Genomic DNA, 26,273 nt, shown 5'->3' on the forward strand with positions numbered 1-26,273 from the left:
CCAGAACTTTAGTCGTGCTTGTAAATAAATTTAATACTGGCTTATGAGCTTATAGATAGACTGAAACTGCTAACCATAAAATATTAATAATTGAGAAGAATATGCATACTTTTGTCCTGGCACCCGATTCCTTTAAGGAAAGTATGTCAGCCGAGCAAGCGTGCCAAGCTATGCAACGCGGTGTTCTACAGGTCTTTCCTGATGCATGCTGTATTGCTGTGCCTATGGCAGATGGTGGTGAGGGAACAGTAGAGGCCTTGCTGCGCTCCTTGGATGGTCAAGGTATTACCTGTATGGTGACTGGGCCTTTAGTGACTCAGCAAGTGTCTACTTATTTTGCCATAGTCGATTATGGTCGAACGGCCGTCCTTGAAATGGCCAAAGCCAATGGCATACATTTGCTCGCAGCAGAACAACGTAACCCGATGCTGACCTCAACCTATGGCACAGGAGAGATGATCAAACAAGCATTAGATCGCGGTATTGAAAAAATCATTGTTGGACTTGGTGGTAGTGTCACCAATGACGGCGGTGCCGGGATGGCACAGGCATTGGGTGTCCAGTTTTTCAATAGTACAGGTGAAGCGATTCAGGTCTGCGGCGGTAATCTAGATCAGATTAATCAAATAGATATTTCCCAGTTAGATGCTCGTTTGAAAAACACCGAAATTCTAATCGCTTCTGATGTCAATAATCCACTGTGTGGACCGAATGGCGCTTCGGCAATCTTTGGGCCGCAGAAGGGAGCAACTCCGGAAATGGTGCAGCAACTGGATCGTAATCTCAACCATTATGCTAATCTGGTCGAAGCAAGTTTAGGTATTTCTATAAAGAATGTAGCAGGCTCGGGTGCAGCGGGTGGTTTGGGTTTTGGCCTTATGGCATTTGCGGATGCCAAGTTGCAATCCGGTGTGGAATTGATTATTGAGCAAAGCCGATTAGCCGAAAAAATTGCTCAAGCGGATTATGTACTGACTGGTGAAGGCAAGATTGACAGCCAAACGGCCTTAGGCAAAACACCGTTTGGCGTTGCTCAGGTCGCACAGCAGTTCAATAAACCGGTGTTAGCTTTTGCTGGTCTGGTGGGTGAAGGAATTGAGTCTTTATTTGATGCCGGCTTTAGTCAGATTGTGGGAATTAATCCACCAGATTGTAGCTTGGAAGAAGCATTAAAAAATGCGGAAGTAAATCTGGAAAAAGCAGTGTCCAAAACTATTAAAAATATTTTGGAACCGAGGACTTAGTTTTCTCTTGCAAGATAGTCATTGCTGCAAAAGCTTTACATAATGGTAGATAATAATGCGTAAGCAGATCTTACTTTTCCTGGATGAGAGGCACTGCTTCGCAAGGTAACAAAAATCCTTTACTGGATTGAGGGGATATCCCTATACCCCAATCCAGCAGACGGCATCCATGCCGTCGACCCTATAGCAAATCTAGAGATAAAATTGGGTGCTGTTTTAGCGCGGATGAAAAGCCATAATTATAAGAGTGATCTGTTAAACTACACGCATCCACAGAATGATGAGTGATCATGAGTTTAGCCACCCTAATAGATGAACTGAACCCCCAACAAAAACAAGCTGCGACGACTGATGCCAAGCATAGTTTGGTCCTTGCTGGGGCAGGCTGTGGCAAAACAAAAACCATCGTGGCGCGTGCAGCATATCTCATCGATCAGGGTGTACCTGCGAATCAGATTCAGATTTTGACTTTTACCCGTCGTGCGGCCAGTGAAATTGTCGCGCGTGTAGAATTAGCACTCGGTGAACAGGCTAAAGGTTTACGAGCATCGACTTTTCATACCTTCTGTATGTATCTGCTTCGCCGTATTCCCAAAGCATTTGGACTGGAGCAGTTTTCGATTATTGATCGTGATGATCAGTTGATGATGTTCCGTCTGATCCGCGGACGTGATGACAAGAAAAACCCAAATTACCTACCCAAACCACAAGAGTTGTGTGACCTGTATTCCTTTGCACGCAATACTCGGCAGAAACTGAGTCTGGCACTGGAAAAACAAATGCCGGAATATCTGGCGCTGAAAGACCAGATTGCTGACATCATGAAAGAATACGAAACACGTAAAAAGGCACGTAGTTTCCTAGACTATGACGATATTCTGGCGGTGGTCGCGAGTGCATTGGCACAATCAGAAGGACTGGTGGATTATGTCACTTCAATCTGCCGTCATATGCTGGTCGATGAGATGCAGGACACCAATCCATTGCAATGGGCCTTGCTAGAACCACTCAAAGATCATATCAGCCTGTTCTGTGTTGGAGATGATGCCCAGTCGATTTATGGTTTCCGTGGTGCAGATTTTGAAAATATTCACCATTTCAAAGAGCGTGTGCCTGATGCACAAATTTTTAAACTGGAAAAAAATTACCGCTCGACTCAGGAAATTCTAGACCTGTCCAACTGGCTGCTGGATCAATCCGAAATTAAATATGACAAGCGGCTGGATGCACATCGGGGTGAAGGCATTAAGCCAAAAATGCATATCTTCCCGAACGAGTTTGATGAAGCCAGATGGATCGCCATCGATATCAAAGAGCGTCATTACTTACAAGGCAGTAAATGGTCTGATCATATGGTGCTGGTGCGTTCCAGTTTTGCGGCACGCCATATTGAAGCGGCCTGTATTGCTGCCAATGTACCGTATCGCTTTATCGGTGGGATGAAGCTGTTAGAAACCGCACATGTTAAAGACTTGTTGAGTTTACTGCGTGTGGTTGCCAATCCGCTGGATGATATTGCCTGGATGCGTTTCCTGACGCTGTGGAATGGCGTAGGTGATGTCGGTGCCAGCAAACTGTCACAGCAACTCTTGGCAGAGCCTGAGATGGACATCATTGCAGACAAGCTGGAAAAATTTGGCAAGATTCCGCTGGAATCCATTCTGATCATGAAGCAGATGGCTGTGTTAAAAACAGAAGTTGAAGCCTGTGTTAGTCTGGCCATTCAAGCCATCGAAAACCAGCTCGCTGAAAATTACAAAAAAGACTGGAATCGCCGTCAGGGTGATTTTGAACTGGTCAAGCAGCTGGCTTCCAAACATGCCCAGCTGAGCGAGTTTCTGGAAGAATATGTGCTCGATCCGGTATCGATTTCTGAAATTGAACGCCAGTCAGATCCTGATGTGGTGACTTTAATCACCATCCATTCTGCCAAGGGTACAGAGCAGAAGGTCTGTTATGTGACGAATGTGACACCAGGACAGTACCCTCATGCGCGTGCGCAAGGTGATTTTGATGATGTTGAAGAAGAACGTCGGGTGTTGTATGTAGCGTTGACCCGTGCGCAGAATGAGTTGATTTTGACAAAACAGAATCTGAATCACTGGGCACGCGAAACCGTGGATGAGCAGGGCCGTAAAGTAGAGAGTTATTTTATGAATGACCTAACTCGCCAGCTGTGTACTACGGAAACCCATTACAAGACCCGTCAGCAAACCGTAAAAAGTGCCTTAATCGAACGCCAGTCGATTAATTTAGATTTTGGTATTGATCTCGATTAAACTAGACAGATATTGTTGTATGCAAAAAGTAGAGTAGGCGAGTGCTTTTTGATGTTTTTTGCCTATCTTCTTAAGGTTATCAAATGAAAATTTTAGTTCGTAACTTGGAACGTACTGTGACAGAGGCTGAGTTACTGGAATTGTTCAAGCAATATGGCACAGTAGATACTTGTACGCTGGTGCTGGATGCTGAAACTGGTAAGTCTAAAGGCTTTGCCTTTGTAGAAATGCCGCATGGCCGTGAAGCAGTTAAAGCGATCAAAGGTCTGAATACCTTGCGCTTACATGGTACAGGCATTCGTGTGAAACAGGCTGAAGAAAAGCCACAGGCGTAAATAGAAAAAGGAGCAGATAATGCTCCTTTTTTATGGAAATAACTTTTCTGAATGACCAAATAGTTAGAGCTTCTGATTGAATAACTCAATCCAAATTTTATTGTCTATTCAATAAAATAGAGTTCTGTCATAAATCATTTTTTAATCATTATAAAGCGAAGCAGTGCATCTCATTCCAGAGGGATAAGGGACTTTCAATATCTATTTAAGTATGAATAGAATGATCATTTTTTGATTTATGAAAGAGATTTAATGACTCTTCAAAAATTAAAATAAATTGCATTAGTAATTCAGCCCGGTTGTTCATATTTCCTGAAAAAATCAATAAATAAAATAAATTCCATTGTAAAAATAATGATCTGGTTTTAAGTTATAAAAGCCAAAATTTGTTTTAACACTTAGGAAAAATCCATGACTCGTGTTGCTCGCTATCATGCGGACCGTACCAATCAGAAACTTTATTTCGCCCGTCTTGCCTGTCAGCAGGCAGAGCAAACCGATCATGTCCAGCAGGCTCAGGCACATCGTGAATCAGCAGTTTTCCATTTGCATGGTGCAGTCTTGGCTTTTTTGCAGGAACTGGTGCGTTACTACCGTTTAAATGATCTGAGTCCGACCTTGAAATCGATTGAAGAGCAGATGGCTGCGAAAGGGCAGATCTCTCCAGAAGTCACCGTAATGCAGCAACTGTCTAAAGACGGCTTTATCGCTGAGCTGAAGCGTGCTTATCGTTTATGTCAGTATACACCTGAGCCGAGTGTGCCGGAGCCTGAAGATGAAACATCTTCTAAACTGATTATTAAAGTCACTCAAACACCTCAAGCCTGGTTACCAGATACAGCAATCCTGCGTGAATGGCATCGAGACCTGACACAATTGATTGATGGTTTTCGCAATGAGATGGTGGAATTTTAATCCGACCAATGGCCCTTGAAATTGAAATTATTAACCATATATCCAATAAACAGCGATGCAAAGTGATTCTGCGCTTTGCCACCATGTTGAACATGGAGGACATATGTCTATAGAACAATTGAAAGAACTATTTGGTAGTCAAGAAGCGATTTTAGAACTCGTTCAACTGGAAAGTGGTGAGTTAGCATTACGCAATGCAGGCTCAGAAAAACAGCCATTGGTCATTATTCAGTTTAATGATGAAGTAAAAGCACTTCTCGGTGATCAGACCCCGGTGGTTGCTCAGCATATGATTCAGGCGGCTTTATTTGGCCTGCTCGAAAAGCAGGCAAATGAAATGCAGGCTGAAATTGTGGATGAAAAACCAAAATATTTAAGTTGATTGCTCTCCCATTCTAAATAAAAAAGCGCACTTTAACGTGCGCTTTTTTATTTTATAGTTTTAATGATGTGATGGATTCTGATGGGCAATCTGAATCTGATGCAGGATATGACGGCTCATGTTCTTCGCCATTTCTTCTTTAGCATAGTATACCGCACCCACATTATCGCGGCGGATAACTTCAGCTTCTTCCTTACTTTCGGCACAGACCAGTACCTGAATTTCAGGATTTAAAGTTTTGGCAATATCCACGATTTTATGAATGTCCAGAATATCCATAGGGGAAATGACCAATAGACGTGCATGCTGAATATGCGCCTGAATCAAGACGCCTGGTTCAGTCGCTACACCCGATACCGCCGCAATGCCTTTGGCACGCAATTTTTCAACAATCTCCCGGTTTTCTTCAGCAATCACAACTTTAATATTTTGTTCCATCAAGGAAGTCGTGATGCGACGTCCCACTTCACCATGGCCGACAATCACTACCTGATCGCGCAGGTAGTCCTGGGATACTTCATCAGGCAGCATGGCCAGTGGATCGCCACTGCGCTCCAGTAAACGCGCCAGGTTGGAACGTTCGCGAATCCATTTCTGTACTGGTTCGATGGCAGCGAAAATAAAAGAGTTCAGGGTAATTGAAATCAAGGCACCCGCCAGAATCAGGTTTTGCCCTTCCAGTGACAGCAGATTTAGCGATACCCCAAGTGCAGCAAGAATGAACGAGAATTCACCGATTTGCGCCAGTGACGCACCCACTGTCAGCGCTGTGTTGATTGGATAACGGAAGAACAGTACCAATGCCATCGCAGCAATGGTCTTACCAATCATAATAATGGCAACAACCGCCAGCACATGCAGGGGTTGCTCAATCATAATCCGCGGATCAAACAGCATACCAACAGAAACGAAGAATAGAATCGAGAAAATTTCACGTAGCGGAAGGGTTTCTTCTTCTGCACGATGGCTGAAATCAGATTCTTTCACGACCATACCCGCAAAGAATGCACCTAGTGCCATAGAGACACCAAAGACTTTGTAGGCACCAAAGGCAATCGATACAGCAGCGGCCACAACAGTTAGCGTAAACAGTTCACGTGAGCCTAGACGCGCGACAACCTGCATGATCATTGGTATTAGACGTTTACCAACAATCAGCATAAAGGCAATAAAGCCTGCGACCTTGAGTAGGGTAATGCCCAAGGTGAGCCAGATATTCCCATCACTGCTACCTTCCAGTGCCTGACCACCGAGTAAAACTGCGGTTGCAGGAAGTAACACCAGTGCCAATACCATGACCAGATCTTCAACCAACAGCCAGCCTACAGCAATCTTACCGTTAATGGATTCAAGCAGACCACGGTCTCCAAGTGCTTTTAGGAGCACGACAGTACTGGCACAGGAGAGACTTAAACCAAAAACAAGCGCAGAACCGAAACTCCAGCCCCAGAGCATGGAGACACCAACGCCAAGCAGGGTAGCCACTGCAATTTGCAGGATGGCACCAGGCAGGGCAATACGCCTTACCTGCATCAGATCATTTAAGGAAAAGTGCATCCCGACACCAAACATCAGGAACATGACGCCTAATTCGGCAAGCTGGTTGGCGAGCTGGATGTCACCGACCACCCCAGGGGTATTGGGGCTAATCAGGATCCCGGCAATCAGATATCCGATCAAGGGAGGTAGACGCAAGCGTGCAGCGATATAGCCGAATGCCAGCGCCAGTCCAAAGCCTACAGCCAGTAATATGATGAGATCTACGTCATGTGGCACTAAACACTCCTTTAAGATGAATTTTAAAATTTCAGTTTTTTATGGGAAATAAGCACAAAAAGTGCCAAAACAAAAAGAAAGTTTATCAAGCTGAATAAAAAAAATGCAAAAAAAAACGACCCTAAAAGGTCGCTTTTTTTTCAAAAAACTAAAATTATTTAATTTTAGCTTCTTTGAAGATCACGTGTTGACGGATTTTTGGATCAAATTTTTTGATTTCCATTTTTTCCGGCATAGTACGTTTGTTCTTAGTAGTGGTATAGAAATAACCTGTACCAGCTGAAGAAACTAAGCGAATCTTATCACGCATTGTCCTGACTCCTTACTTAGATCTTTTGACCTTGAGCACGAAGGTCAGCAACAACCTTTTCAATGCCCAATTTATCGATAATACGCATACCTTTAGTAGTAAGACGAAGACGTACGAAACGTTTTTCGCTTTCTAACCAGAAGCGGTGTTGGTGCAGGTTCGGCTCGAACCGGCGCTTAGTTTTGTTGTTGGCGTGTGAGACGTTGTTACCAACGACTGGACGCTTGCCGGTAACTTGGCAAACCTTAGACATGGTGTAACTCCATTGATTTAGCCAACAGCAAATCTGTATGGCCAGTCAAAAATAAACGGATTGAATTCATTCAAGGGGCGTTTTATACCAAAAATGCGCTTAAAAGACAAGCGATTTTGTCTAAAACCGGGCATGAGTTGGTGCAACAGCTCATGCCTTGATCATTTATCGAAGAAGAGTCTTCGAAATCAGTTTATGAATCGGCTTATTAAACGGCGGGAGAATGTATTTCAAGCTATACAGCTTAGGATTGGACATTACAGACCGTTCATGCGACAAACTGAAGAAGCCTTCTGGCCCATGGTATTTACCCATCCCCGAAGCGCCAACGCCGCCAAATGGCAGGTCATCCTGTGCAACATGAGTGAGTACCGTGTTCTGGCCGAAGTGCCCTGAATGGGTACGCTGTGCGACATAATCGGCACGCGCCTGATCAAAGTCGAAATAGTATAATGCAAGTGGACGCGGACGGCTATTAATAAAGTCGATTACATCGTCAATTTGATCATATTCCATGATTGGCAGCAGTGGACCAAAGATTTCATTTTTCATGATATCCATATCTGGCGTCACATTGGTCAGAATGGTCGGTGCTATTTTACGCAGATCTGCCGGTGTTTCATTACGCGGGTTGATTTCAATAATCTGGGCGCCATGTGCACGTGCATCTTCCAAATAGCCTTGCAGACGATTGTACTGCTTGTCATTCACAATCGAAGTGTAGTCCTGGTTATGGGTGATATCTGGATACATGGTTTCCACATAGCTGCGGAAATGGTCGATAAATTCAGCGGTTTTACCGCGTGGCAGGAACATATAGTCAGGGGCCACACAGGTTTGACCAGCATTCCAGAGTTTACCCACGGCAATACGCTCTGCCACATCTTCAATATCAATAGATGGATGAACCAGTACTGGAGATTTGCCCCCCAGTTCCAGAATCACCGGCACCAGATTTTCTGCAGCTGCTGCCATCACGGTTTTACCCACCGCGGTTGAGCCCGTGAAAATCATTTTATCGAAAGCCAAGCGACAAAAGGCATCAGATACTGCACCGCCACCAGTAATCACTGCGACCAGTTCTTTTGGAAAGGCTTCCGCCAAGGCTGTTTCAAGTACAGCTCCAAAATGAGCAGAGGCACTCGAAATTTTAATCATGGCATGGTTGCCTGCAGCCAGTGCACAGACCAATGGGCCAATCGAGAGGAGTAAGGGATAGTTCCAGGGCGCAATAATGCCGACCACGCCCAAAGGCTGGTACTGCACCCAGGCTTTGGCTGGCTGGTGAATAATGCTGACGTGACGCTTGGATGGTTTCATCCAGCCAGTCAGATTCTTGCTGTAATATTTGATGTGTTCCAGGCAGGTCAACAGTTCCCCGATTTTGGTTTCCCCAATCGAACGGTTGCCATAATCCTGATTAATTGCATCGGCAAATTGATCTTGATACTTAACTAAGATACGCTTAAGTCGAGCTAAACGATCGATACGTTCCTTTGCAGTCGGCAACGGGTAACGTAAGTAGGCATGTTTTTGTTGTGCCAGAATGTCATTAAGGCACTGGCTGTCAAAAAAATGTGGTGTCATTAATGTCGTTTTTGTGTGACTGTTCATGCAGCACTACCACTTTTAAGAAAATCGATTATTTATTTTTAGAGTAAATACTCTAATTAGTCAAGTTACTTTGTGTACTCGACCGTCAATGCGCTGCTGGTGCGTGCGGGTATATGAACTGAATGGTTATTTTAGGATGTCCCAAACCAAAACGTTGAAAACGAAAGAACGTATTTTGCAGCTCAGTTTGCAGTTATTTAATGAGCGTGGTGAGCGTTCTGTTACGACGAATCATATTGCTGCTGAACTCGGTATGAGCCCGGGTAACCTGTACTATCATTTCCGTAATAAGAATGAAATCATCAAGGAACTGATGGAGCAGTACCAGAAGGAAACCCTGGAAATGCTGGCATTGCCGGATGACCGTCCGCTGGATGCTAATGACAAGATCCATTATTTCCAGGTGCTCAGCAGCCAGTTATGGGCCTATCGTTTCCTGCATCGTGATGTTTATCACCTGGTGGAAAATAATGAAGACTTCCGCAAGCTGTATCCGCGCTTTGCGGGTGAAGTCATGCAGCAGGGACAAAAAATCTATAAAGCCTTTGTCAACGCTGGCTTAATGGAAATGACTGATTCGGAAATTGAAGCCTTAATTATCAACCTGTGGATCGTGCTGACCAACTGGACCAACTTCCTGTATATGTCTGGTCATATTACCGACTCGAACCATCTGGAAGAAAAATGGGTCTGGCAGGCATTGCGTCAGATGGTGTTCCTGGAAGGTGCCTATCTGCGTGGTGAAAGCCGTCATACCTATGAAAGCCTGTTGAACTCTTTTGGTTCTTCCGAGCTTTTTGCCAGTCTGTCATCCGCTAAAGATCGGGAAACTGAACAAACTATTCAGAATAATTAAGAAACGCGCTAGAATACTCGGCTTATTTTTTAATTTATCTGATTAGTGACGTTTACCAACATGAATATGACGACTGCTAACACCGCACGTTTATTGATTACTTGTGAAGACAAGCCGGGCATCGTGCAGGCTGTTTCAAGCTTCTTGTATCATCAGGGCGCCAATATTACTGCGCTTGATCAATACGCGACAGAAGCTCAGGGCGGACGTTACTTCATGCGTGTTGAGTTTGAACTCGATAACCTGCAAAGCCGTAAAGAAAGCCTGTTACAGACTTTTGCTGTCAATGTTGCGGAACGCTATAACATGCATTGGCGTCTGGCGCTGGTAAGTGATGTGAAAAAAGTCGGCATTCTGGTGTCTAAAGTTGATCATGCTTTACTTGAGCTGTTATGGCGTCATGCACGTGGCGGTCTGCCATGTGAAATCACCAAAGTGGTATCGAATCATGAAACGCTGCGTGAATCGGTTGAAAATTTTGGTATTCCATTTGAAGTAGTACCAGTGACTAAAGACAATAAACGTGAAGCTTATGCAAAAATTGATGAGCTGATGCAAGGCAATGATTTGTTAGTACTGGCGCGCTATATGCAGATTCTGGATGAAGAATTTGTACAAAAATGGGAAATGAAAGTGATCAACATTCACCATTCATTCCTGCCAGCGTTTGTCGGTGCAAATCCGTACAAGCAGGCTTATGAAAAAGGTGTGAAACTGATTGGTGCGACTGCCCACTATGTAACGGCTGATCTGGACCAAGGTCCAATCATTGAGCAGGACGTAGAGCGTGTAAACCATGACTTTACTGTAGAGCAGCTGCGTGAACTGGGGCAGGACGTAGAGCGTAATGTACTGGCGCGTGCCGTAAGATGGCATCTGGAAGACCGTATTATTGTGGATGGTAACAAGACAGTGGTATTCCAATAAGTCTTGCATCATCATTCAAAAAGGCATACTTTAAGTATGCCTTTTTTTATTTGAGTTGTTTCTCTCATTTGTCGAAAAAAATGAAGAAAGTTGGGGATTGTTATTGCAAATGAAAACCCTTCTCATTTATTATTGGCGTACTTTAATTGTGCTAACCGATGAGCTTGATTGTTTGTTTCATATCATCTCTTCAAGGTAAAAGATTTAATGAGCCAAGTTGCTTCTCCTATGATGCCTACTCCACCCAACCAGATGAAAAAGAAAGTCGCAGCTGTTATGGCAGCTGTACTGGTGGGACATGTTGGCCTATTGTGGGCTGTCAGCCAGATGGAAGCACCTGAACTCAAGCCTGTAGACAAGGAGCCGATGAAGGTTCGCTTTGTAAAACTGCAGGAAGCGCCAAGACCATTACCTCCGAAGCCAAAGCCTGAGCCGAAGAAAGAGCCGCCGAAGCCGAAAGAGGTCAAGATTGTTGAAAAACCGTTGCCACCACCTCCGAAAAAGGTTGAAAAAATCCAGGAAGTGAAGAAGGCTGAAACGCCTAAGGTTGTGGCACCAGCAGTTGAAGCAAAACCAACGCCAAGTCCGGTTGTACCAACGGTTGTGAAAGAAACCAAAGTCGCTCCGACACCTCCACCAGCACCTGTGGCACCGCCTGCGCCTGTTGCGCCACCGGCACCACCTGCGCCTCCTTCTCCTAAAAGTGTTTCTTTGGGTGGTGGTGTGACCTGGTTGCGTACGCCAAAAGTATCGATGTCAGCAGGTGAATTGAAAAGTTCCTGTTCCATGGTGGTCGATATCTCAGCGAATGAACAAGGCAAGGTAGTGGCTGCGACAGCACGTAATTCAAGCTGCAGCCCTTCGATTAACCGTAAGGTCGAGTCTGCTGTACGTCGTGCACAATTAACCAAATATGTTGAAAATGGCGTTGCTTATCCAACACGTGTTGAGCAGCCCTTTGACTTCCAGATTACCAGATAACGGCTAACCCATTAGGAGTTCGAATATGAACTTTTCAGTTTATTGGCAACATGCTGATGCAGTCAGTAAAACACTTTATTTTGTGTTACTGGCAATGTCGATTGCGACATGGACGATCTTTGTACTGCGTTTACTCGGTACGCGCCAACTCAAGCAAGTGGCTTATGCACAGTTATCTGATGCCCTAGATAAACTGAAATCAAAAATGGCGCCTTTGGGCTTTGAACAACGCAAAGTCGTAGCTGAACAAGCATTGCTACGCCAGATTGCAGCTGAAAAAGCCAATGCGGAAAAAGGTGTGTCAGTTCTGGGTACCATCGCATCGATTTCACCTTTCATTGGTTTATTCGGTACAGTATGGGGCATCTTCCATGCACTGGTAGCAGTGGGTAAGAGCGGTCAGGCAGGTCTGGCTCAGGTGGCAACACCCGTAGGTGAAGCACTGATCATGACAGGTCTGGGTCTGGCAGTGGCGATTCCAGCTGTATTGGCTTATAACATCGCGGTACGTTTTAACCGTGGTTTATCGCATGAACTACAAGACCATGCTCATAGCTTATTGATTGATACGATGCTGCAACAGGAATCTGCCAAGAAAGCTGAAAGCAAAGTTGCACAAGACAGTTTAGTGGGAGGTCAAGTTTAATGGCTTTTCAACTGGGTGAAGACAACGATGTAGGCATGAATGAGATGAACCTCATTCCCCTGATCGACATTATGTTGGTATTGATGATCATCTTCCTGGTGACAGCGACCGTTGCGAACCCATCAATTCCATTAACCTTGCCACAAACGACTGCGGAAATTATTGATCTTCCGCCAGAGAACATTACCATCAGCATTAACTCTCAGGGTGATGTGGCATGGAATGGTGATGTGCTTAGCCTGGAACAGCTGGAAACCCGTTTCAATGAAGCTGGGCAGGCAGAGCGTCAGCCAACGATTGTATTGAAGGCGGATAAGGAATCACGTTACGACACCGTTGCTCAAGTGATGTCACGCGCGAGTGGAGCCGGACTCACCGATATTGCTTTTGCAACCGATAACTGATTTTTCCAAGATCAAAAAAAGCGACCTGAGATGGTCGCTTTTTTATGACAATATTGCTTTACTTCAACAGTTCTACAAACTTGGCACGTAGCTTGTTGAGCTTTGGAGGAATGGCAAAGTTGCAATAACCCTGACTTGGGTTTTTGGCAAAAAAGTTCTGATGATAATCTTCAGCTGGATAGAAGGTCGGAGCAGGACTGAGTTCAGTGACTACATTTAAACCTTCAGCCTTCAGTGCATCAATAGCTTCTTGTGACTGCCGTTGCTGTTCTTCGTTCAGATAGTAAATAACAGAACGATACTGTGTACCGACATCATTGCCTTGGCGATTGAGCGTTGTTGGATCATGAGTGGCAAAGAATACATCCAGCAATTGCTTAAAGCTGATCTGACTTTCATCGAAATCAATCAGAATCACTTCTGCATGGTTGGTATCACCATTACAGATCTCTTCATAGGTTGGATGAGTGGTATGTCCACCGGCATAGCCACTAACGACTTTGCTGACACCACGAATCTGCAGGAATACCGCTTCGGTACACCAAAAGCATCCACCACCAAATAGCGCCTGTTGCATAATCTTGTCCTTAATTCCGAGTTTCTGTCTCTATTCTACGCTGTAAATATCAAATAGAAAAAAGCCTGTAAAAACAGGCTTTTTATTTAAGCTTTAGCGCGGTTGTACCGGGCTTGCCAGCTGAATGACTGGGTTGCCATAGCTATCGAGCAGCTTCAGGGTTTTACCAAAAACCTGATAGTGGGTCACTTTAGCCAAGGCTTCATTAAATTTTTGATCCAGATTGTCATTGTTCAGACAAGCCATTTTTGTACCCGCCATCTGGCTAAGATTCAAAGTGTCTTTGCCTGCAGTATAGCTGCCCATAATACGGTTACAGCCATCGGCACCGCTAACACGCTGAGTGGCAGCATCAAATTGCAGGCTTGGGATATTACGTGTGGTAGGTGCAGTGGTGATTTCTGTACTGCCAATGTGAGTGACAATCCAGGTGCGGTTCTGAAGTTGCTGTAGATTTTCAACCGCTTGGGAAGAGGTCTGGTCTGGTGTGGTTTGACAGCCTGTTATTGCCAGCGCTGAAACGAACATTGCAATTGTGGTCACTTTTTTTAACATTGGGCTTACTCTTTTTCTTTGATACATCACTGTATATAAACAGAAAAAATAGAATGATACCAATACAATTTGTATCTTCGGGCTCCCGGGATGATAGGTTCTATTCTGCTTTTGGCGCAGGTAATCCTTGCCGCAGTAGGGCAGAATATTGTTCACTACTGACCTGAGCAAATTCTTTGACACGTGGGTTTACATGCGCTCGAGCATACCAGGTGCTTAAGTCCCAATCCTGATTCAGCGCTTGCAGGTCATACATATAATTTGGCAAATAACCCGACGCCAGCAGGCGATAATCTGTTGGTAATGGTTTCAGGGAAACAGCCTGAACCATATCAAACACCAGGGTAGTGCAATTACTGGTTAGAGTGTTATACCACTTCGGCTGTTGAGCCAAATCATCCACCTTGTTGAGATATTCTTTGAAAAGCGCCTTGGCTTGTGCCTGTGGCATATTAACCGGAAAAAAATATACCTGCTCACCGCGGGTGTTGCTACGGGTGTAGATAATATCCCGTTCATCAGCTGCCACCAGACTCAGCTCAAACTTGCGGAAGAAGCCGCCGATAGCAGAGAAATCTTCATTTTTTTCCTTACGGATTTCAATCGAAAAAGTCAGCGGCTTCTGGTCAGCAAAGTCAAAACTCACCAGGGTATGGGCAATATGCGGTCCCATCCAGTAAGAGGTGATGACATTGACCCCGGTGATCTGATTTAAATTGATGCTGCGACTTTCCCAGCGCTCAATATATTTCCCATTTGGCAGCCAGACAAAATTACGCACATTATGTAAGGTGACTTGATCGCCTTGTTGTTCATAACTGAGAATACGGGCAACTTCAGGATTCCACTCCCGGTCCTGACGAGCGTCCAGACTGAAATACCAGAACAGGCTAAATAGAAAAGCCAGAATATAAAGAAGGGTATCTACACCACGTGAAATCAGATGACGGCTAAAATAAATGCCGAGAACTGCACAGGCTAAAATAATCCAAAGACCAATCAGCACAGAACTGCCAATCATGCCTAAGGGTTGCTGTACCCAAATCGCAAGGCACAGCCATAGACTTGATGCGATGACAAACAGGGTAAATACTGCATTCAGTAACCAGAATAGCCAGTGAGGTGCAGGATTTCCCTGTGTATGCATAATTGAATCTTTAATTAAAAATTATTCTTCATTTTCTATAAGTTGCAAACTCAAAAGCAATCCCGGTTTTGTCGTCGATATGTTGTTCGGAAAAAACTTTTTTGAATTCAGCAGGAATTTCCGGGTAGAAGGCATGACCTTGTACATCCAGTTCGACATGGGTCAGTTCCAGACGGTCAGCAATACTCATTGTCTGTTTGAAGATTTCACCACCCCCAATAATATAAATAGACTCCGGTTTTTCTGACGCTTTTACATCTGCAACAGCTTGGTTCAAGGCATCTTCAATCGTGTGTGCGACTTTAGTACCTTCAAAAGACCAGTCTGTATCACGGGTAATGACCCAGTTGACACGTTTAGGCAAGGCACGTCCCATGGATTCAAGGGTCTTACGTCCCATTACAATTACACCGCCCTGGGTGATTTCCTTAAAATGTTTTAGATCTGCTGAGATATGCCAAGGCAGGTCATTGTCCTTACCAATACAGCGCTGCTGATCCATTGCAACGACATGAACGACTTCTAAATCCTGAAATGCCATACCCACACTCAAAAACAAGTAAAAATTGTTCCTATTAAAATGCAAAATCCCACTTTAAGCAAAGTGGGATTTTGATTTTCTTGGGTTTGGGAAAAATTAAACCGTGATAGGCGCTTTAATTGCCGGATGGGATTCATAGCCGACAATTTCAATATCTTCAAATTTGAAATCGAATAGATCTTTAATTTCAGGATTCAGTTTTAACTGACATAGACCTAAAGGCTCACGACTCAGCTGAAGTTTGGCTTGTTCAAAGTGGTTGGCATACAGGTGCTTATCACTAATTTAAAAAATTAATTATAGTATTATTAAAATCTTCAGGCTGTTCAAGGTTAGAAATATGAGATGCATTTATATTAAATAATTGGCTGTTAAAAATTTGCTTTTGAATAAACAAGCCATCTTCCATGGTCGTAACGGGATCTTGTTGACCAGCAATGATAAATACCGGAATTTTAACTTGCTTTAGTTGTTCTCGAAGATCTGCCTTCGCTAAAGCTTCACAGCAACTTGCATAACCTTCAGGGCTGCCAGCGCCTAAGTCGTTTGAAAGTTTAGTAATAATGTCTGGGTTGCTTTGGACAAAAGCTTCAGTAAACCAACGCCCAGCTGCAGTCGATGCGATCGGCATTAAACCTTGTTCACGAACCAGTGTCGCACGCTCTAACCATGCTTTTTCCTAACCAATTTTTGCTGCCGTATTGCATACTATCACCTGATTAAAGCGTTCTGGACGGTTAATTGCCAACCATTGACCGGTTAAACCACCCATTGAAATGCCACAGAAGGCAGCTTTTTCAATATTCAGATGATCAAGCAAATTTACGACGTCCTGACCCAATTGATCAATCGTGTAAGGGCCTTGTGGCGCTTCCGACCCACCGTGACCACGGGTGTCATAGCAAATCACAAAATGATCTTGTGCAAAGAAATCAATCTGTGGTTGCCACATTTTGAAGTTGGTACCCAGCGAATTTGAGAAAACCAGTGCAGGTTTTGCGGCATCACCAAAAGTCTGGTAATTGATTTGGGCATCATTTGATGTAAATGTTGGCATTGAAATCCCTCCCGACCTCCCTTTCTTGCATTTGATTCAAAGCAGTACTTTGAATCTACATTCAGGGAGGAGGTTTATCTTTTTAATAGGTTGTTAGACGCGTTCAATAATCAAAGCGATGCCTTGACCCACACCAATACACATTGAGCATAGCGCATATTTGCCACCAGTCTGTTCAAGCTGGTTCAGTGCAGTCGTTACCAAACGTGCACCTGAAGCACCCAGTGGGTGACCGAGTGCAATCGCACCACCATTCGAATTCACACGTGCTTCATCATCCGCAAGACCTAAATCACGAGTTACCGCCAGTGCCTGAGCAGCAAAAGCTTCATTCAGCTCGATCACATCCATCTGCTCTAAAGTCAGACCAGTTTGTGCCAATAGTTTCTTGATGGCAGGTGCTGGACCAAAGCCCATGATGCGCGGTTCAACACCGACAACGGTTGAGCCAATGATTTTGGCACGCGGTTTTAAGCCGTATTGTGCAATGGCGTCATCGGATGCAACCAACAGTGCTGCTGCACCATCGTTAATGCCTGATGCATTACCTGCTGTGACTGTACCATCTGCTTTTACCACAGGTTTCAATTTCGCCAACGCTTCTGCAGTGGTAGACGCACGTGGATGTTCATCTTTATCCACGACCACTGGATCGCCTTTACGTTGTGGAATCACCACAGGCACGATTTCATTCTTAAAGAAACCATTGGCCTGCGCTGCTGCGGTACGTTGCTGGCTGGTCAGGGCAAACTTGTCCTGATCTTCACGGTTGATGTTGAACTGTTCCGCCAGATTTTCAGCCGTTTGCGGCATGGTTTCGACGCCGTACATTTCTTTGAGTTTCGGGTTAATGAAACGCCAGCCCATGGTGGTATCTTCAATCTTCTGGCTACGGCCATACGCTGTTTCTGACTTGCCCATCACGAATGGGGCACGCGACATGCTTTCTACACCGCCGGCAATAATCAGATTAGCTTCACCGGCTTTAATCGCCCGTGCTGCCATTGCGATTGCATCCATCGATGAACCACATAGGCGGTTCACGGTCGTTGCCGGCACCTGATAAGGCACACCTGCAAGCAGGGATGACATGCGCCCGACGTTACGGTTATCTTCACCAGCCTGGTTGGCACAGCCATAGATCACGTCATCAACCTGTTCCCAGTTCACACTTGGGTTGCGTTCCATCAATGCTTTAATTGGCAGCGCACCCAGGTCATCTGCACGGACAGGCGCGAGGCCACCGGCATAACGGCCGAATGGGGTACGGATGGCATCAATGATGTATGCGTTTTTCATATTTTTACTTTCCAAATCTTTGAATCCCTCCCGACCTCCCTTTAATAAAGGGAGGAGTTCCATACATAAAATAGAGATATGGAAGTCCCCCCTTTGAAAAAAGGGGGATTTAGGGGGATTTAAAATTATCTTTAAAGTGTATTAACCTTGAGTCGCATCAATCAGTTTGGCACCGGTCAATGACTGCAATTCTTCAAATGACAGACCTTCGACTTTCTCAATCACTTTCATGCCTTCAGAGGTGACATCAATCACACACAGGTCGGTATAAATACGGTCGACACATTTCAGGCCAGTCGCAGGATAAGACAGTTCAGCTACAATTTTTGGCTCGCCTTTTTTAGTCACATGGTCGGTGGTGATGAAAACTTTCTTGGCACCGACAGCCAGATCCATCGCACCGCCAACCGCCGGAATCGCATCCGGTGCGCCAGTATGCCAGTTGGCCAGGTCACCATTTTCAGCCACCTGGAACGCGCCCAATACGGCGATGTCTAAATGACCACCACGCATCATCGCGAAAGAATCACCATGATGGAAGAATGAGCCGCCTTCAAGTAATGTGACGAATTCTTTACCTGCATTGATCAGCTCCGGATCACGGTCTTCTTCAGCAGGAGGAGGACCGAATGCTAACAGGCCATTTTCAGAATGCAGGAAGACGTCTTTATCGCTTGGCAGATAGCTTGAAATCTTTGTTGGTAAACCAATACCCAAGTTCACATAAGCGCCATCAGGAATATCTTGTGCCACACGTTCAGCGATCTGGTCACGGGTCAGTTTGCTATAGCTCATTATTTATCTCCGATGCCAATTATTGTGCAGGCTTAACTTGAACAATGTGTTGAACAAAAATTCCCGGGGTGATGATGTGCTCTGGATCCAGTGCACCCAGTTCAACCACTTCAGAAACTTGAGCAATGGTCACATCTGCTGCCATTGCCATGATTGGGCCGAAGTTACGCGCAGATTTACGGTAGACCAGATTGCCCCAACGATCGCCTTTAGAAGCTTTAATTAAAGCAAAGTCAGCTTTAATTGGATTTTCTAAAACGTAGTCTTTACCTTCATAGTTCATGGTCGGTTTGCCTTCAGCCAGCAAAGTACCAAAACCGGTAGGGGTATAGATTGGACCTAGGCCCATACCAGCGGCCTGGATACGGCAAGCCAGATTACCTTGCGGTACCAGTTCCAGTTCAATTTTTCCTGCACGATAAAGCTCGTCAAATACCCAGGAATCAGACTGACGCGGGAATGAGCAGATGATTTTACGCACTGCACCAGCTTTGAGTAATTTAGCCAGACCATAGTCGCCATTACCGGCATTGTTGTTAACAATAATCAGGTCTTTAATACCCAATTCGATTAGACCATCAATCAGTTCAGCAGGCTGACCCGCTGTACCGAAACCACCGATCATAATGGTAGAACCGTCCTTGATTTGGGAAAGAGCTGTTTGTAATGATGTTGATTTATTAATCATAAAAATTGCTCAAACTAATATTAATTTATATTTAAATCATTATTAATCAGTATTTTTACTTATAGTGATTAGTAATGATTCAATTCAATTAGAGAGGAAAAGAATGGATAGTGTGGACTATCCATTCTTAAGAGTAATTAAGCGCTGACGCGACGACGCTCGATTTCTGTAGTTGGCGCAGATGCAGTTTCTTTTACAAGTTGAACATTAAATTGAATATGTTTGAATGGCTTATTTACGCCACGACGTACAATTTCCACTTCGTCAGTAATGTCTACAGCTATTGCCACTAGGCCATCACGGGTAGCAAAAGCAAAGTCATCCCAAAGATATTGATCACCTTCGATGTTAAATTGAGTCGTCAACTTACGATAACCAGGTGCTGATACGAAGTAATGCACATGAGAAGGGCGGTTGCCATGACGGCCCAATTTATTTAAAACAAATTGAGTGGTACCTTCTGGCGGGCAGCCATAGCCGACAGGCATTGTGGTCTGAGCAACATATTTACCGTCTTGATCTGCATGGATCGTACGGCGAAGGTTGAAGTCTGATTGAGACTTATCAAAGAATGAATAATTGCCTAAGCTATTTGCATGCCAAACTTCAACTTTAGCACCTTCAATAATATTGCCTTCAGTATCAGTCACGGTACCTTCAATAAATAAAGTATCAACTTTGTCAGATTCCGATCCATCGTCCATGCGTGCGAAACCTACAGACTCTGGTGCACCTGCTACATACAGAGGACCTTCGATGGTACGCGGAGTACCGCCTGTTACTCCTGCTTTTGCATCAGCTTCATCAGCACGAAGGTCTAAGAAATGTTCTAAGCCTAGACCCGCTGCAAGAAGACCAAGTTCATTTGCTTGACCTGCATCAGTGAAATATTCAAGACCTTTCCAAACTTCTGATTGAGTTAAGTCTAAATCCTCAATGGCTTTAAATAGATCTGAAACCAAACGAACAACAACTTGCTGTACACGTGCATCTACAGGCCCAGTTGCAGTATCTACGTTCATTTTTTTTACTAAAGCATCGATTTCTTGATGGTTCATGCTACTTACTCCTTAAGTATTTTTTGTTAATTAGGACAATTTTTACTTTTGAAAAAATCTTGTCCTGATCCTTATTACTAACTATTTATCGTATTTATTAGATTGATCTTAAGATATTGAGACAAATCAATTAACTATCATTATCTCGAATTGAAGATGGATGACGGTTTAAGGCCATCACTTCAATTTTCATAAATGGATAAAGCGGTAAGCCTTGTAAAAGGTTGTGTAATTCCTCATTACTTTCCACATCAAAAATACTGATATTCGAGTACTGTCCCGTAATTCGCCAGATATGACGCCATTTACCTTGACGTTGCAATTCTTGTGAATACGCTTTTTCAACAGCTTTAATTTCGTTAACTTGCGCTTCTGGCAAGTCACGAGGAATATTCACATCCATTCGTACATGAAACAACATAGTTTCACTCCTTAATATCAATGTTCAAATTATTTACGTCGAAGTTGATCTAGTTTATCTTCATTAATTTCAATACCTAGGCCATTACCTTGGGGTAAATGCAGTTCAAAGTTTTCGTATTGAAGGGGTGTTTTTAAAATTTCTTGAGTCAAAAGTAGGGGGCCGAATAATTCGGTTCCATATGCTAGATTCTTAAAAGTAGAAAAAAGATGTGCCGAGGCCATCGTTCCAATGGATCCTTCAAGCATGGTCCCGCCATACAAGTCAATTCCAGCTAGATTTGCAATAGTTGCAACATCACGTCCCTCAAATAGGCCACCTGATTGCGCAACTTTGACAGCAAAGACAGATGCAGCATTCGTTTTTGCTAAACGATAAGCAGAAGCAGGGCCCATCAAAGATTCATCAGCCATAATGGCAATATCAAATCGATGGGTTAATCGCTGCATAGCGTCGATGTTATCAATTGCACACGGTTGTTCGATTAGATCGACACCACCGTCTTGGAGGAGTTGAATTCCTTTAATCGCTTCTAGTTCAGACCAAGCTCTGTTTACATCTACACGGATTGACACGTCAGGGCCGAGTGCTTTCTTAATGGTCAATACATGTTCGACATCAGCCTCAACTGGGCGTGAACCAATTTTTAGTTTGAAGAAATTATGACGTTTTGCTGCCAACATTTTTTGTGCTTCAGCAATATCTTTATCTGTGTCACCTGAAGCCAATACCCATAGAACTGGAACGCTGTCACGTAGTCGGCCACCTAGAACTTCTGATAATGGCAAACCTAAACGTTGTGCTTGAATATCCAGTAAAGCTGTTTGTATTGCGCATTTAGCAAAACGATTCCCATTGATATTTTTTTGAATAATCTGCAATGTTTGTGCGATATTCAAATGTGATAAAGTTTTAAGTAGAGGAGAGAAGTAAGTATCAATGTTTACCTTGATACTTTCAGGACTTTCTTCACCATAACCTAAGCCACCAATCGTGGTTGCCTCACCCCAACCTACAAATCCATCTTCAGTCTCAATTTTGATTAAGACTAATGTTTGGGTTTGCATTGTTGCAACGGCCATTTTATGAGGGCGAATTGTCGGTATCTCAGCGAGTATAGTTTCTATATTCTTGTACATATAGCGTTATAATCCATATATTGCTGTAAATACCTTAGTTGATATTTTTCTTTTTAAATAGAAATGTTTTAGTATTTAAAAATACTTAAAAGGTATAATAGTGGGAAATTTCAATGGAATTGAGAAGTTTAAAGTACTTTGTCGCAGTGGTTGAGGAAAAAAGTGTTACCAAAGCTGCGGCACGATTATGTATCGCCCAGCCACCTTTAACGAGACAGATTAAAAATTTAGAAGATGAATTAGGGGTTACCTTATTTGAAAGAGGTACACGGCCGATAAAAACTAGCGAAGTCGGTGAGTATTTTTATCAATATGCTGTGCAAATTTTAACACTTACGGCACATGCTAAAACGATGGTAAGCCGCTACAATGTTAAGAACACTGCGATCAGAATCGGCTACGTGGGTTCACTGTTCTATTGGAAGTTGCCTGAAATCATAGATCATCTTCGTAAGAATATAAGAGATATTAAAATTGAACTTATCGAATGTGGTACGCGAGATCAAGTTGAAGCCTTGAAAATGGGTAAGATTGATATGGGATTCGGTCGTCTCGGTATTAGTGATCCATCTATACGTAGAACAATCCTAGAGCGAGAAAAATTGCTCTTAGCCGTACATAAGGATCATCCTCTAACTCAATATCAGCAGCAGGGGGTTTATCTATCACAATTTCTTAACGAAATCATCTACATTTATCCAAATGCTCCAAAACCAAGTTTCTCGACATTTATTCAGAGTTTATTTTCAGAGTTAGATTTAATTCCACAGAACCTTAGAGAAGTACGAGAAATTCACATGGCATTAGGATTGGTATCATCTGGTGAAGGGATTTGCATTATTCCGGTAAGTGCGAGTGCTATTGGTATGCGTAATTTGCAATATATTCCTATCCTAGATAATGAGGCATATAGTCCTATTTCAATTGCTTATCGCAGCATTGATAATAATATCTATATCTCTCAGATTTTAGATTATATGCATGAGCTTTCCCCAACAAATACATCCATATGAGTATGAGGGATGTTCATAAGATAATTTAAGTAATAGAGCAAAAGAGTTTTCAATCGCTGCCTTAGGAAAGAGAATTAAGGCAGCAAAGATAGCAAGTTAAATACCAATTTAGCGTGTAGGCATTAAATCAAAAATTTTCTTTAATTGGGTATTAAGCTGCAAAAGCTCCTCTTCTTCAAAAGAGTTTAAAATCCCGGCTAAAGTAATTTTGTTAATCTGATTAATCTGTTCAACGAGGTCATAACCTTTATCAGTTAACTTCACCATTGAGATCCGTTCATCGAAAGGTGAGGAAAAAATGGTCACAATATCTTCATCAACCAAACGGTAAATTGCTTTTGTAGCAGTCGTAAGCTTAATGGTAGATAAATTTGAAATCTCAGTAATATTCGCTTCATTGAGCGCATTTAAGCTGAGAATGATTTTACGCTTTGTATTGTCTAATCCAATTTTTTTTAAAGATTTATCAATTAGTTGAGCATATTTTCCATTCACCTGTGAGATCCAGAAGAAAGGAAACTTCTCGAGGCTTTTAGGGTCCTGGTTAGGTAAGAAACTCTCAAAATCTTTCAACATAATCGTACGCTAGTAAATTGAAATAAATCGTATTATACAAGCATTCATTATATTACGGAAAAATAAATAACTTATTTACTTGACAATTACATTGAATTTTCAGATATTGGATTTAATTAATAAAATTACATGGAAAAGTGAATTGAATAGTGTATATGAAGCTACGTTAATCGGTTCAGGCCGCCATCGTGTAATCATAAAAGACTCAATTGATATTAAGGGATTGCGAACAACTTTGGGAAGTTGTGCACTACTTGATGTAGCACCAGCTACAAAGAATGCAGATGTGATAGACCATTTACTAGCTCATGATTGTCAAATTGTCGGTAAGGCAGTCATGCATGAGCTTGCTTATGGCATTACAGGAATAAACTATCATTTTGGAACGCCAACTAATCCTAAATATCCTGAACTGATTCCTGGGGGGTCGTCGAGTGGTTCTGCAGCAGCTATTGCAGAAAATTTGGCTGAATTTAGTTTGGGCACAGATACAGGTGGTTCTATACGTATGCCAGCAGCGTGTTGTGGCGTATATGGTCTAAAACCGACTTTCGCACGCGTTAGCCGTATCGGAGTTCATCCTAAAGATACGTCACTTGACTGTGTAGGTCCATTTGCAAACTCTGTAGATGCAATTGAACTTGCAATGCAGTGCATTGATCCAACCTTCAAACCTTTCCCTCTTATTAATAAGCCGCCACGCTTAGCACTACTTGATGTTGATGCAGAAGAAGTCGTGAAATCGACTCTGTTACAGGAATTGAAAAATACAAGTATCGCTTATGAGGTTGTGAAAGCAGAGTCTTTTAAGGCTGCTTTCGAAGCAGGCATGCATGTGATTAATTATGAAACATGGCAAGCCTTTGGTCATTTAACTGAGACTGGAAAAATTGCAGATGATGTTCAGCAGCGTTTGCTTAAGGCATCTGCTACAACACTGGAACAAGTCGATAATGCAAATCAAATTCGAGAAAAATTCCGTAAAGAAATTGATGACATCTTAGAAAAATTTGATGCGATCTGTTTGCCAACACTTCCACAGATTCCACCTAAAGTAGTTGATGCTGCTAATACTGTTGCGTTCCTAAATTTAACGGCATTAGTAAGACCTTTTAATTTATCAGGTCATCCGGCTATCACTATTCCTTATGAAACGGCACAAGGTCAACCCGTAGGGTTGCAACTGGTCGCTAAACACCATGCAGATGAACAACTCTGTGCCATAGCAAAATATATTTCAGATGCGAATAAATCTGCACAAGGAGCTAGCTCATGAACGCTTTAGCTGAAAAAAAATCAAAAATAGAAATAACGGATATGACAGCGTTATGTCAGGAAATTAAAACACGTGCATGTACTGGCGAGTTTGATGATCAGGGATATGTGTCTCAAGACATTATCGAAAAATTAAAAGAAGTTGGGATTTATCGTGCTTTGGTTCCAGCACGTTTTGGTGGTGATGAATGTTCCCCAAGACAATTCTGTGAATGTATTGAACGTATTTCAATGGCAGATGGATCCGTAGGTTGGGTAGCAAGTTTTGGAATGAGCCCAGCTTATTTAGGATGTCTACCAGTCCCTACTTTGGAAAAAATTTATCAAAATGGACCTGATGTGGTTTTTGCTGCCGGTATTTTTCCGCCACAACCTGCTGAGGTCACAGACAACGGTTTTAGGGTCAAAGGCCGTTGGAAATTCTCAAGTGGATGCTTAGGGGCGGATATTATCGGCGTGGGAATTGCACCGAAAAAAGTCAATGAAGCTTCAGGTCTACCTAGAATTGCAGTGATGCCTGCAAGCAAATTGAAAATTGAAATGACTTGGGACACCGTCGGTTTAAAGGGCACAGGTAGTCATGATCTTGTTGTTGATAACATTGAAGTAAGTGAAGACTGGACATTTGTTCGAGGGGTGGCTTCACCTTTACCTGAACCTTTTTTTAAATATCCATCTTTATCATTTGCGACACAAGTTTTAACTGTGGTTGGAATTGGTGTGGCAGCAGCAGCACTGGAAGAATTTAAGGCTTTAGCGCCCGGAAAAGCTTCAATCACAGGTGGTTCTGAAATCGCAAATCGTCCTGTTACTCAGTACGAATTTGCTCAAGCTGAAGCTGAGTTTCAAGCGGCTCGTTCTTGGTTCTATCAGACGATGGATAATGCTTGGCAGGCAATTTTGAATGGTGAAAAACCAAGCCCTGAACAAATCAGCAATATGCGTCTTTCATGTACACATGCAGCGAGAACCAGTGCCGAAGTCGCACGAAAAATACAAATGCTAGCAGGTATGACAGCCATTTATACCAACAACCCATTTAGCCGCTATGTCAATGATGCAAATGTGGTGACGCAACATGCATTCATGGGGGATGCAACATTATTAAATGCAGGAGCAATGAGCTTTGGCTTACCACCAACTCCAGGCTATTTGTAATTTAAAAGACAAAATTGATCACATTTTAAAATGAACTAAAAGGAAAAATCTC

At 43.2% G+C, this 26,273-nt stretch carries 28 protein-coding genes and 2 pseudogenes; 13 read left to right on the forward strand and 17 right to left on the reverse strand.

Going from position 1 to position 26,273, the window contains the following annotated elements; genetic code table 11:
* Positions 1 to 101: 101 nt before the first annotated feature.
* The 5 genes from B3D47_RS11755 to B3D47_RS11775 all read left to right on the forward strand — a co-directional run bounded on the left by B3D47_RS11755 (position 102) and on the right by B3D47_RS11775 (position 5,155).
* Positions 102 to 1,244, forward strand: coding sequence for a glycerate kinase (locus B3D47_RS11755; protein WP_286862165.1), 1,143 nt, complete (start codon positions 102 to 104; stop codon positions 1,242 to 1,244).
* Positions 1,245 to 1,534: 290 nt separating this feature from the next.
* Positions 1,535 to 3,523, forward strand: coding sequence for an ATP-dependent helicase (locus B3D47_RS11760; RefSeq protein ID WP_286862167.1), 1,989 nt, complete (start codon positions 1,535 to 1,537; stop codon positions 3,521 to 3,523).
* 83 nt (positions 3,524 to 3,606) lie between these two features.
* Positions 3,607 to 3,858: an RNA recognition motif domain-containing protein gene (locus B3D47_RS11765; RefSeq protein ID WP_004890294.1), complete on the forward strand. Its 252-nt coding sequence runs from the start codon at positions 3,607 to 3,609 to the stop codon at positions 3,856 to 3,858.
* A 411-nt stretch (positions 3,859 to 4,269) separates the two neighbouring features.
* On the forward strand, positions 4,270 to 4,773 hold the full coding sequence (locus B3D47_RS11770; protein WP_004813280.1) for a DUF6586 family protein: 504 nt from the start codon (positions 4,270 to 4,272) through the stop codon (positions 4,771 to 4,773).
* A gap of 103 nt (positions 4,774 to 4,876) precedes the next feature.
* Positions 4,877 to 5,155, forward strand: a complete 279-nt coding sequence (locus B3D47_RS11775; RefSeq protein ID WP_004813278.1) for a hypothetical protein — start codon at positions 4,877 to 4,879, stop codon at positions 5,153 to 5,155.
* Between the two features lie 60 nt (positions 5,156 to 5,215).
* Here the strand turns inward: B3D47_RS11775 and B3D47_RS11780 are convergent, their stop codons facing one another.
* The 4 genes from B3D47_RS11780 to B3D47_RS11795 form a co-directional block, all read right to left on the reverse strand.
* Entirely contained in the window at positions 5,216 to 6,931 is a 1,716-nt protein-coding gene (locus B3D47_RS11780; protein WP_004813277.1) for a cation:proton antiporter, read from the reverse strand.
* A 154-nt stretch (positions 6,932 to 7,085) separates the two neighbouring features.
* Positions 7,086 to 7,241, reverse strand: coding sequence for a 50S ribosomal protein L33 (rpmG, locus tag B3D47_RS11785; protein WP_001205031.1), 156 nt, complete (start codon positions 7,239 to 7,241; stop codon positions 7,086 to 7,088).
* A 16-nt stretch (positions 7,242 to 7,257) separates the two neighbouring features.
* Positions 7,258 to 7,494 (reverse strand): 50S ribosomal protein L28, encoded by a 237-nt coding sequence (rpmB, locus tag B3D47_RS11790; RefSeq protein WP_004813275.1) that lies wholly within the window; start codon positions 7,492 to 7,494, stop codon positions 7,258 to 7,260.
* A 165-nt stretch (positions 7,495 to 7,659) separates the two neighbouring features.
* Complete coding sequence (locus B3D47_RS11795; protein WP_004813274.1) at positions 7,660 to 9,108, reverse strand: coniferyl aldehyde dehydrogenase; 1,449 nt, start codon at positions 9,106 to 9,108, stop codon at positions 7,660 to 7,662.
* 136 nt (positions 9,109 to 9,244) lie between these two features.
* Between B3D47_RS11795 and B3D47_RS11800 the strand changes: the two genes are divergently transcribed.
* The 5 genes from B3D47_RS11800 (at position 9,245) to B3D47_RS11820 (ending at position 12,922) form a co-directional block, all read left to right on the forward strand.
* A complete protein-coding gene (locus B3D47_RS11800; RefSeq protein ID WP_008302057.1) occupies positions 9,245 to 9,964 on the forward strand; it encodes a TetR/AcrR family transcriptional regulator in 720 nt (239 codons plus the stop codon).
* A 60-nt stretch (positions 9,965 to 10,024) separates the two neighbouring features.
* The gene (purU, locus tag B3D47_RS11805; RefSeq protein ID WP_004813265.1) at positions 10,025 to 10,891 is read left to right on the forward strand and encodes a formyltetrahydrofolate deformylase; all 867 of its coding nucleotides are present in this window, start codon (positions 10,025 to 10,027) and stop codon (positions 10,889 to 10,891) included.
* Between the two features lie 207 nt (positions 10,892 to 11,098).
* Positions 11,099 to 11,872 (forward strand): energy transducer TonB, encoded by a 774-nt coding sequence (locus B3D47_RS11810; RefSeq protein WP_004813260.1) that lies wholly within the window; start codon positions 11,099 to 11,101, stop codon positions 11,870 to 11,872.
* A gap of 25 nt (positions 11,873 to 11,897) precedes the next feature.
* Positions 11,898 to 12,518, forward strand: coding sequence for a MotA/TolQ/ExbB proton channel family protein (locus B3D47_RS11815; protein WP_286862169.1), 621 nt, complete (start codon positions 11,898 to 11,900; stop codon positions 12,516 to 12,518).
* Complete coding sequence (locus tag B3D47_RS11820) at positions 12,518 to 12,922, forward strand: ExbD/TolR family protein (protein ID WP_004813257.1); 405 nt, start codon at positions 12,518 to 12,520, stop codon at positions 12,920 to 12,922. Before B3D47_RS11815 ends, B3D47_RS11820 begins: the two co-directional genes overlap by 1 nt.
* A 58-nt stretch (positions 12,923 to 12,980) precedes the next feature.
* Here B3D47_RS11820 and msrA read toward each other — a convergent pair whose 3' ends face one another.
* From msrA to B3D47_RS11880, 12 genes and pseudogenes are all read right to left on the reverse strand, one after another.
* A complete protein-coding gene (msrA, locus tag B3D47_RS11825; RefSeq protein WP_004813253.1) occupies positions 12,981 to 13,499 on the reverse strand; it encodes a peptide-methionine (S)-S-oxide reductase MsrA in 519 nt (172 codons plus the stop codon).
* Positions 13,500 to 13,592: 93 nt separating this feature from the next.
* Positions 13,593 to 14,054, reverse strand: coding sequence for an META domain-containing protein (locus B3D47_RS11830; RefSeq protein ID WP_004890277.1), 462 nt, complete (start codon positions 14,052 to 14,054; stop codon positions 13,593 to 13,595).
* A 100-nt stretch (positions 14,055 to 14,154) separates the two neighbouring features.
* Positions 14,155 to 15,201: a DUF4105 domain-containing protein gene (locus tag B3D47_RS11835; RefSeq protein WP_286862171.1), complete on the reverse strand. Its 1,047-nt coding sequence runs from the start codon at positions 15,199 to 15,201 to the stop codon at positions 14,155 to 14,157.
* Positions 15,202 to 15,229: 28 nt separating this feature from the next.
* Positions 15,230 to 15,742, reverse strand: coding sequence for a trimethoprim-resistant dihydrofolate reductase DfrA44 (gene dfrA44 / locus B3D47_RS11840; protein ID WP_031380727.1), 513 nt, complete (start codon positions 15,740 to 15,742; stop codon positions 15,230 to 15,232).
* A gap of 96 nt (positions 15,743 to 15,838) precedes the next feature.
* Positions 15,839 to 16,021: pseudogene (locus B3D47_RS11845) on the reverse strand (thymidylate synthase); the annotation flags it as partial.
* Between the two features lies 1 nt (position 16,022).
* Positions 16,023 to 16,799: pseudogene (gene pcaD / locus B3D47_RS11850) on the reverse strand (3-oxoadipate enol-lactonase).
* 93 nt (positions 16,800 to 16,892) lie between these two features.
* Entirely contained in the window at positions 16,893 to 18,098 is a 1,206-nt protein-coding gene (gene pcaF / locus B3D47_RS11855; protein WP_286862174.1) for a 3-oxoadipyl-CoA thiolase, read from the reverse strand.
* 141 nt (positions 18,099 to 18,239) lie between these two features.
* Complete coding sequence (locus B3D47_RS11860) at positions 18,240 to 18,893, reverse strand: 3-oxoacid CoA-transferase subunit B (RefSeq protein WP_262737470.1); 654 nt, start codon at positions 18,891 to 18,893, stop codon at positions 18,240 to 18,242.
* A gap of 19 nt (positions 18,894 to 18,912) precedes the next feature.
* Positions 18,913 to 19,581 (reverse strand): 3-oxoacid CoA-transferase subunit A, encoded by a 669-nt coding sequence (locus B3D47_RS11865; RefSeq protein WP_286862175.1) that lies wholly within the window; start codon positions 19,579 to 19,581, stop codon positions 18,913 to 18,915.
* 137 nt (positions 19,582 to 19,718) lie between these two features.
* On the reverse strand, positions 19,719 to 20,639 hold the full coding sequence (gene catA, locus B3D47_RS11870; protein WP_286862176.1) for a catechol 1,2-dioxygenase: 921 nt from the start codon (positions 20,637 to 20,639) through the stop codon (positions 19,719 to 19,721).
* A 130-nt stretch (positions 20,640 to 20,769) separates the two neighbouring features.
* Positions 20,770 to 21,060 (reverse strand): muconolactone Delta-isomerase, encoded by a 291-nt coding sequence (gene catC, locus B3D47_RS11875; protein ID WP_286862177.1) that lies wholly within the window; start codon positions 21,058 to 21,060, stop codon positions 20,770 to 20,772.
* Between the two features lie 29 nt (positions 21,061 to 21,089).
* Positions 21,090 to 22,199, reverse strand: a complete 1,110-nt coding sequence (locus B3D47_RS11880) for a muconate/chloromuconate family cycloisomerase (protein WP_004890259.1) — start codon at positions 22,197 to 22,199, stop codon at positions 21,090 to 21,092.
* Positions 22,200 to 22,312: 113 nt separating this feature from the next.
* On the opposite strand from B3D47_RS11880, the gene B3D47_RS11885 reads away from it, so the two are divergent.
* A complete protein-coding gene (locus tag B3D47_RS11885) occupies positions 22,313 to 23,212 on the forward strand; it encodes a LysR family transcriptional regulator (RefSeq protein ID WP_286862178.1) in 900 nt (299 codons plus the stop codon).
* 108 nt (positions 23,213 to 23,320) lie between these two features.
* Here B3D47_RS11885 and B3D47_RS11890 read toward each other — a convergent pair whose 3' ends face one another.
* Positions 23,321 to 23,788, reverse strand: a complete 468-nt coding sequence (locus tag B3D47_RS11890; RefSeq protein ID WP_004890253.1) for a MarR family winged helix-turn-helix transcriptional regulator — start codon at positions 23,786 to 23,788, stop codon at positions 23,321 to 23,323.
* Positions 23,789 to 23,930: 142 nt separating this feature from the next.
* On the opposite strand from B3D47_RS11890, the gene B3D47_RS11895 reads away from it, so the two are divergent.
* Positions 23,931 to 25,064: an amidase gene (locus B3D47_RS11895; RefSeq protein WP_286862253.1), complete on the forward strand. Its 1,134-nt coding sequence runs from the start codon at positions 23,931 to 23,933 to the stop codon at positions 25,062 to 25,064.
* On the forward strand, positions 25,061 to 26,221 hold the full coding sequence (locus B3D47_RS11900; protein ID WP_262478566.1) for an acyl-CoA dehydrogenase family protein: 1,161 nt from the start codon (positions 25,061 to 25,063) through the stop codon (positions 26,219 to 26,221). Before B3D47_RS11895 ends, B3D47_RS11900 begins: the two co-directional genes overlap by 4 nt.
* The last annotated feature ends 52 nt before the right edge of the window (positions 26,222 to 26,273 follow it).

The organism is Acinetobacter sp. UBA3461, from assembly GCF_002381195.1.
Taxonomy (GTDB): domain Bacteria; phylum Pseudomonadota; class Gammaproteobacteria; order Pseudomonadales; family Moraxellaceae; genus Acinetobacter; species Acinetobacter schindleri.

What these genes read in the sequence shown, in the direction of transcription:
- B3D47_RS11755 (WP_286862165.1), top strand. Translation starts at nt 102, where the DNA reads ATGCATACTTTTGTCCTGGCACCCGATTCCTTTAAGGAAAGTATGTCA.
- B3D47_RS11760 (WP_286862167.1), top strand. Translation starts at nt 1,535, where the DNA reads ATGAGTTTAGCCACCCTAATAGATGAACTGAACCCCCAACAAAAACAA.
- B3D47_RS11765 (WP_004890294.1), top strand. Translation starts at nt 3,607, where the DNA reads ATGAAAATTTTAGTTCGTAACTTGGAACGTACTGTGACAGAGGCTGAG.
- B3D47_RS11770 (WP_004813280.1), top strand. Translation starts at nt 4,270, where the DNA reads ATGACTCGTGTTGCTCGCTATCATGCGGACCGTACCAATCAGAAACTT.
- B3D47_RS11775 (WP_004813278.1), top strand. Translation starts at nt 4,877, where the DNA reads ATGTCTATAGAACAATTGAAAGAACTATTTGGTAGTCAAGAAGCGATT.
- rpmG (WP_001205031.1), bottom strand. Translation starts at nt 7,241, where the DNA reads ATGCGTGATAAGATTCGCTTAGTTTCTTCAGCTGGTACAGGTTATTTC.
- rpmB (WP_004813275.1), bottom strand. Translation starts at nt 7,494, where the DNA reads ATGTCTAAGGTTTGCCAAGTTACCGGCAAGCGTCCAGTCGTTGGTAAC.
- B3D47_RS11795 (WP_004813274.1), bottom strand. Translation starts at nt 9,108, where the DNA reads ATGAACAGTCACACAAAAACGACATTAATGACACCACATTTTTTTGAC.
- B3D47_RS11800 (WP_008302057.1), top strand. Translation starts at nt 9,245, where the DNA reads ATGTCCCAAACCAAAACGTTGAAAACGAAAGAACGTATTTTGCAGCTC.
- purU (WP_004813265.1), top strand. Translation starts at nt 10,025, where the DNA reads ATGAATATGACGACTGCTAACACCGCACGTTTATTGATTACTTGTGAA.
- B3D47_RS11810 (WP_004813260.1), top strand. Translation starts at nt 11,099, where the DNA reads ATGAGCCAAGTTGCTTCTCCTATGATGCCTACTCCACCCAACCAGATG.
- B3D47_RS11815 (WP_286862169.1), top strand. Translation starts at nt 11,898, where the DNA reads ATGAACTTTTCAGTTTATTGGCAACATGCTGATGCAGTCAGTAAAACA.
- B3D47_RS11820 (WP_004813257.1), top strand. Translation starts at nt 12,518, where the DNA reads ATGGCTTTTCAACTGGGTGAAGACAACGATGTAGGCATGAATGAGATG.
- msrA (WP_004813253.1), bottom strand. Translation starts at nt 13,499, where the DNA reads ATGCAACAGGCGCTATTTGGTGGTGGATGCTTTTGGTGTACCGAAGCG.
- B3D47_RS11830 (WP_004890277.1), bottom strand. Translation starts at nt 14,054, where the DNA reads ATGTTAAAAAAAGTGACCACAATTGCAATGTTCGTTTCAGCGCTGGCA.
- B3D47_RS11835 (WP_286862171.1), bottom strand. Translation starts at nt 15,201, where the DNA reads ATGCATACACAGGGAAATCCTGCACCTCACTGGCTATTCTGGTTACTG.
- dfrA44 (WP_031380727.1), bottom strand. Translation starts at nt 15,742, where the DNA reads ATGGCATTTCAGGATTTAGAAGTCGTTCATGTCGTTGCAATGGATCAG.
- pcaF (WP_286862174.1), bottom strand. Translation starts at nt 18,098, where the DNA reads ATGAAAAACGCATACATCATTGATGCCATCCGTACCCCATTCGGCCGT.
- B3D47_RS11860 (WP_262737470.1), bottom strand. Translation starts at nt 18,893, where the DNA reads ATGAGCTATAGCAAACTGACCCGTGACCAGATCGCTGAACGTGTGGCA.
- B3D47_RS11865 (WP_286862175.1), bottom strand. Translation starts at nt 19,581, where the DNA reads ATGATTAATAAATCAACATCATTACAAACAGCTCTTTCCCAAATCAAG.
- catA (WP_286862176.1), bottom strand. Translation starts at nt 20,639, where the DNA reads ATGAACCATCAAGAAATCGATGCTTTAGTAAAAAAAATGAACGTAGAT.
- catC (WP_286862177.1), bottom strand. Translation starts at nt 21,060, where the DNA reads ATGTTGTTTCATGTACGAATGGATGTGAATATTCCTCGTGACTTGCCA.
- B3D47_RS11880 (WP_004890259.1), bottom strand. Translation starts at nt 22,199, where the DNA reads ATGTACAAGAATATAGAAACTATACTCGCTGAGATACCGACAATTCGC.
- B3D47_RS11885 (WP_286862178.1), top strand. Translation starts at nt 22,313, where the DNA reads ATGGAATTGAGAAGTTTAAAGTACTTTGTCGCAGTGGTTGAGGAAAAA.
- B3D47_RS11890 (WP_004890253.1), bottom strand. Translation starts at nt 23,788, where the DNA reads ATGTTGAAAGATTTTGAGAGTTTCTTACCTAACCAGGACCCTAAAAGC.
- B3D47_RS11900 (WP_262478566.1), top strand. Translation starts at nt 25,061, where the DNA reads ATGAACGCTTTAGCTGAAAAAAAATCAAAAATAGAAATAACGGATATG.